The sequence below is a fragment of the Marinilabilia sp. genome, assembly GCF_016278715.1.
Taxonomy (GTDB): domain Bacteria; phylum Bacteroidota; class Bacteroidia; order Bacteroidales; family Marinilabiliaceae; genus Marinilabilia.
On the sequence record NZ_JADQBH010000086.1, the window covers coordinates 1 to 5,411 of the forward strand.

The following is a 5,411-nucleotide window of genomic DNA, read 5'->3' on the forward strand; positions in this document are numbered from 1 at the left end:
GGAAGACCTGGGTGTTTTAACTGCCCTGGCTTTCGATAAAACCGGAACGCTTACCGAAGGCAAACCTAAACTCACTAAAGTAATCCCGCTGAACAATACCGATGAGAATGAATTGCTGAAAATGGCCATTGCCGTGGAAAACCTGAGCGACCACCCGCTGGCAAAGGCGGTGGTCAGGGATGGCAAAACACGTTTGAAAGGAAATGACATTCCTGAAGCCAAAGACCTTGAAGCCGTATTGGGAAAAGGCATAAAAGCAACATTGGGTGACGATAAAGTGTATATAGGAAACCTGGAACTGTATGAAGCCCTCGATGACAAAAAACCTTCGGAGGAAATTACAGAAAAAGTAAAAGCGCTTGAATCTAAAGGGAACACCACCATGCTTATCCGCCGCAATGGCGATTATGAAGGCATCATTGCCTTAATGGACACCCCGAGGGAAGAGGCAAAAAGCACGCTGGAGCAATTAAAGAAAATCGGTATTAAACGAATGATTATGCTCACGGGCGACAACCAGAATGTGGCCGATGCCGTGGCAAAAGAAATAGGCCTGACCGATGCCTGGGGCAGCCTGTTGCCCGAGGAAAAAGTAGATGCCATAAAAAAACTCAGGAAGAAAGAATCCAGGGTGGCAATGGTAGGCGATGGTGTAAATGATGCCCCCGCCATGGCCAACAGTACCGTTGGTATTGCGATGGGAGCGGCCGGTTCGGACGTGGCTCTGGAAACTGCTGATATTGCCCTGATGGGCAACAAACTGGAAATCCTGCCCTTTGCCATTGGGCTGAGCCGGAAAACAAAAGGCATCATTAAACAAAACCTGTGGATAAGCCTCGGTATTGTAGCCCTGCTTATTCCTTCAACCATACTTGGACTGGCCGGTATTGGACTGGCCGTGCTTATTCACGAAGGCTCAACCCTGGTTGTGGTTTTTAATGCGTTGAGATTGTTGGCTTATAAGAAATAACCAATGAAATATATTTTCCTGATAGCTGCCTTCAATGCCTTGTTTTTCGCGGTTCTGATTTTGCAGAAAAAAAAGGCTTTACATGATAAAGTGCTGATTTTTTGGCTGATTTATTTGGGGTTATACACAGGTATTTATGGGTTGTTTTCAAATAAACTATTTTTGGATTTTCACCTCCTTTCAGCGAGCTTTATTTCATTGCTTCTACTTCACGGGCCATTCTTGTTTTTATACATTTCTGCTTTGATTGGCCAGAAGTTTCGATTTAACAGGGAAAAACTGTTCCATTTTATTCCTTTTATCCTATTCAACCTTTATATCGTTATTGCTTCCCTTTTTCCGGAAATATCCGAACGAATAAGATTAGACCACGCGAAAAATGAAGAAGGGGTTTCTTTGTTGTTCAATTTATTCCTTATCCTTACCGTTTTATCCGGACCATTCTATTTTATTTTATCCATCCGGCTTTTTAAGAAACTGGATATCAATATTTTCAATAACTTTTCATCGTATGAGCATGTTAACCTCGACTGGTTAAGAACGCTTGTTTATATTTTCGGTACTATCTGGACAGTTTTGATGGTTTTTGTTTCAATACATCATCTTTTCGGAATGTTTTTCTGGTTTTTTTGTACGCACGGCATTTTTCTCTCGCTGTCTGTTTTCATTATTTTAATAGGATATTTTGGACTAAAGCAAAAGGAAATTTTTATTCAGTATCCTGATAACAGTATCGAATACGTTACGGAATCTAAACCAAAATATTCCAGCGTAGTATTGAAAGAGGATGAAGCGGAAAAATATGTAAGCAAAATACGAAGTTTCATGAGTAACGAAAAACCCTATTTAAATGCTAATCTTTCACTTCCGGAATTAGCCCGAAAACTAAACATTCCTTCCCATCATCTTTCGCGTGTTATAAATGAACATTTTAATGTCAACTTCTTCGATTTTGTTAACCAATACAGGGTAGATGAAGTTAAATCAAGGATGAGAAATCCCGAATTTGATAATTTGACCATTTTAGGAATTGCATTCGATTGTGGTTTTAATACAAAATCGGCATTTAACAGGGTGTTTAAAAAAATAACCGGGCTCACTCCAAGTGAATACAAGAAGCAAGTTTAAAAAGGTTATAATCCCACGCTATGGCACAATTTATCCCGTGCGCAGTATAATTAGGTACTACTTTACAAAGTAGGTCGCACAACACTGTTTCCGGATTTACTTTTGTTCCTGATAATTAATTTAAAACATAAAAACAATTAATCATGAAAGCAAAAGATTTCTATTCAGGAACGGAAAGTCGCGAAAGACTTCAAATCCGTAAAAGCTATTTGCAAACAGTCCTCCCGGTTGTTTTCGTTTCGCTATTTTTGTTACTCTTTGCGTCTCCCGCCTCAGCCCATTGCGACCGTAAAAACGGGCCCGTGGCTGTTGATGCAAAAGAAGCTCTTGAAACCGGTGATTTTGATAAAATAGTTAAATGGGTCGGTGAAAAACAAGAGGAAGAGCTTCAAGCGAAATTTAAACAAGCACTTACAATTTTTGAAAACGGGGCAGAAGCCCGCGAATTAGCCATGGATTATTTTATGGAAACGGCTGTCAGGTTACACCGCGCTGCCGAAGGTATGCCTTTTACAGGGTTGAAACCGGCAAGCCCCAATCCCCCGGATATCGCCAAGGCAGAAAAGGCTCTTGAAACTGGAAACATTGAGCCCTTGCAGGCACTACTCAAGAAGGAATTGGAAATGGAGACTTCTAAATGGTTCAAAAAAGCGTTGGACGCCAAAATGAACAAGGATAAAAACGTTGAAGCCGGCCGTAAATGGGTGGACAGTTATGTGAAGTACATCATTTATGCCCATAAACTTTACCAAAGAATTCAGGCTGGCCCCCCACATGGTGTCGGTGAATAGATTAATAAAACATTTGAAGGACAAAATAAAAGATTGTCTGCTCTGTTGTTTGCCGGATATAAACAATTTGTAGAGATATTTAAGACCATTAAATGGTAAAACTTTTAGATATTGGGGTTAGGATAAATCAAATATTGTTGAAAATCTGCATCTTAATGTAAAACAATTTTTAATCTTAACAGTTAACAGAAAGGTTCTTGCAAGAGGTTGATGGACTTTTAAAAATAGAACGACTGTTTAAATTTACTCAGGTACACTTGCCCTTGCTATACGGTTGAGCGTTTTGCCTGAGTATTTTTTTCAAATCATTTCGGTTAGAAAATTTTGACGGACAAGCTCATTATAGGCAGATTATTAGCAATTTGAGCTTTCGGATAGCTAATTTTATTATATTGTATTGAAAAATGACAAACAACGAAATTGAAAAAAAACTCGCATTGAAAAACGTGAAACCAACCGCAATGCGAACCCTGGTTTACAAGACACTTGTTAATTCGGGAAAAGCGTTGAGCCTGGCTGACCTGGAAATGCAATTTGAAAAAGTGGAACGTTCAACTATTTACCGGGCACTTAAATCATTCGAGGAGAATTTTATGGTTCATCCTGTAGATGATGGAACAGGGGCCGTGAAGTATGCTGTTTGTGATGACGATTGTACGTGTAACATCCATGACCTCCATGTTCATTTTTATTGTACCCGTTGCGGCAGAACCCGTTGTATGAAAGAACTTCCCATCCCTGAAATGAAACTTCCTGCCGGCTATACCTACGATAAGGCTCAATTCATAATACAAGGGGTATGCCCGCGTTGTGATTAAACTTTGCAACAGTGTTGCACAAACTTCATGGTAATTTTGCTGTTGAAATTATTAGAATGTTTAACATCAAAAATTATCAGTTATGAAAACAAAAAATTTTAGATTAACTTTCTTACTTGCAGGATTAATCATTTTTTCCGCATCGCAGTCTATGGCACAGCACCATTGTTGTAACTCAAACTGGTCGGCTAACGCCAATGCCCAATGGTGGAATTACAACACCCCGGCAGAATATGCTTTATCAGCTCAACAAATTACGGAAATCAATGAGTTTCGTAAAAGCAGCTACGAGAAAAAGCTTCCAATCGAAAATGAGCTTCGCAGTTTAAGAATGGAATACCGGGCAGCTAATACAAATCCGGAATTGGACGTTAAAAGAGTAAAATCATTAAGAAGTAGTATCAGAGATAAAGAAGAAAAAATTGACAGCATCAATTTGGAAACCAAAGTTCAGGTTCGAAAGCTTCTTACTGAAAAGCAACTAACTTACTTTAACAACAATAACTATAGTTGGTGGGATATGTCCGAAAACTGCTGGTATTCTGGAAATATGGACAGGAAGTCACGCAGACGAATGATGTCGCGTCGAAGGAATTGCTGGTAAATGAAGGGCCAGTTTTTACTTTTTTTGCACTTCATTTTTTCAATAAACTAAAACACAAGATTATGAAATACTATTTTGAAAAAACTACGGATTATGCTTTTGACGAAGCAGTGGAAAAAGTTACAGAAGAATTGAAAAAAGAAGGTTTTGGAATTTTAACCGAAATTGATGTTCGGGCCACCTTGAAAAAGAAACTGGATGTAGATTTCAGAAAATACCAGATTTTGGGCGCTTGCAACCCTCCATTTGCACATAAAGCGCTGCAGGCTGAAAACAAAATTGGCGCCATGCTGCCCTGTAATGTAATTGTACAGGAAACAGAATACGGTAAAACAGAAGTAGCTGCCGTTGATCCGGTTATGTCCATGCAGGCCGTTGAAAATGACCAGCTCGCCGTAATAGCAAAAGAAATCAGGTCGAAACTTGAAAAGGTAATACAGTCTGTTTAAATTTTAACTATAAAAGAAGAAAGCATGAAAAAATATATTATCATATTATTTTTTGTAATAATAGGAGTCAACGAAATCTATGCGCAGGGCTGCGGACCAAACTGTCCGGCCTGTTCAGGAACAATAGACGGTTCGTTGCTGGCGCCAAAGACCTTGTCGCTTCAAGGACTTTATATGCCTACTGCCGAAGATGAGCAGGGTATCACCAGCCTACGATATGGCCTGTTTAAATGGCTTGATGCTGGAGTTGGATACGCTTTCAATGCGCAAAAAATTATTTGGAATGCACGCATTCAACCGTTGACAGAGAAAAAAGACGGCTGGCGTCCCGGTATTGTTCTGGGCACTGGAAGTATTCGTACGGGAGACAGTGACCAGTCGTTTTACGTGAACTTTCTGAAATCAAGAGAATTTTCCGAAAAGTTTTCCATTACGGCTTCGGCTGGGGCCGCTTCATTGGCAACAGATATCGATAAAATTTATGGAATAGGAAATGTTTCGGCTACCTTCAGTGAAAAATACACCGTGTATGTGAATTTTGATGGTATCAATTTTCACGAAGGTTTTGCCTGGACAGTTAACAACTGGCTGACAACAGGATTTATGATGATTGAATCCAAATATCCGTCGTTGACACTTAGTCTTACAAAA

General features: G+C 39.6%; 7 protein-coding genes. All 7 read left to right on the plus strand.

Going from position 1 to position 5,411, the window contains the following annotated elements; all coding sequences use genetic code 11:
- Positions 1-970: HAD-IC family P-type ATPase (locus tag QZZ43_RS05395; RefSeq protein ID WP_291856904.1), on the plus strand; the 970-nt coding region annotated here is incomplete at its 5' end.
- A gap of 3 nt (positions 971-973) precedes the next feature.
- Entirely contained in the window at positions 974-2,098 is a 1,125-nt protein-coding gene (locus QZZ43_RS05400) for an AraC family transcriptional regulator (protein WP_291856905.1), read from the plus strand.
- A gap of 143 nt (positions 2,099-2,241) precedes the next feature.
- Positions 2,242-2,889 (plus strand): DUF6448 family protein, encoded by a 648-nt coding sequence (locus QZZ43_RS05405; RefSeq protein WP_291856906.1) that lies wholly within the window; start codon positions 2,242-2,244, stop codon positions 2,887-2,889.
- 404 nt (positions 2,890-3,293) lie between these two features.
- Positions 3,294-3,707, plus strand: a complete 414-nt coding sequence (locus QZZ43_RS05410; protein WP_291856907.1) for a Fur family transcriptional regulator — start codon at positions 3,294-3,296, stop codon at positions 3,705-3,707.
- A gap of 82 nt (positions 3,708-3,789) precedes the next feature.
- Positions 3,790-4,311, plus strand: a complete 522-nt coding sequence (locus tag QZZ43_RS05415) for a hypothetical protein (protein WP_291856908.1) — start codon at positions 3,790-3,792, stop codon at positions 4,309-4,311.
- A 62-nt stretch (positions 4,312-4,373) separates the two neighbouring features.
- Positions 4,374-4,760, plus strand: coding sequence for a DUF302 domain-containing protein (locus QZZ43_RS05420; RefSeq protein WP_291856909.1), 387 nt, complete (start codon positions 4,374-4,376; stop codon positions 4,758-4,760).
- A gap of 24 nt (positions 4,761-4,784) precedes the next feature.
- Positions 4,785-5,411, plus strand: a 627-nt coding sequence (locus QZZ43_RS05425) for a hypothetical protein (RefSeq protein WP_291856910.1), incomplete at its 3' end; no start/stop codon positions are given.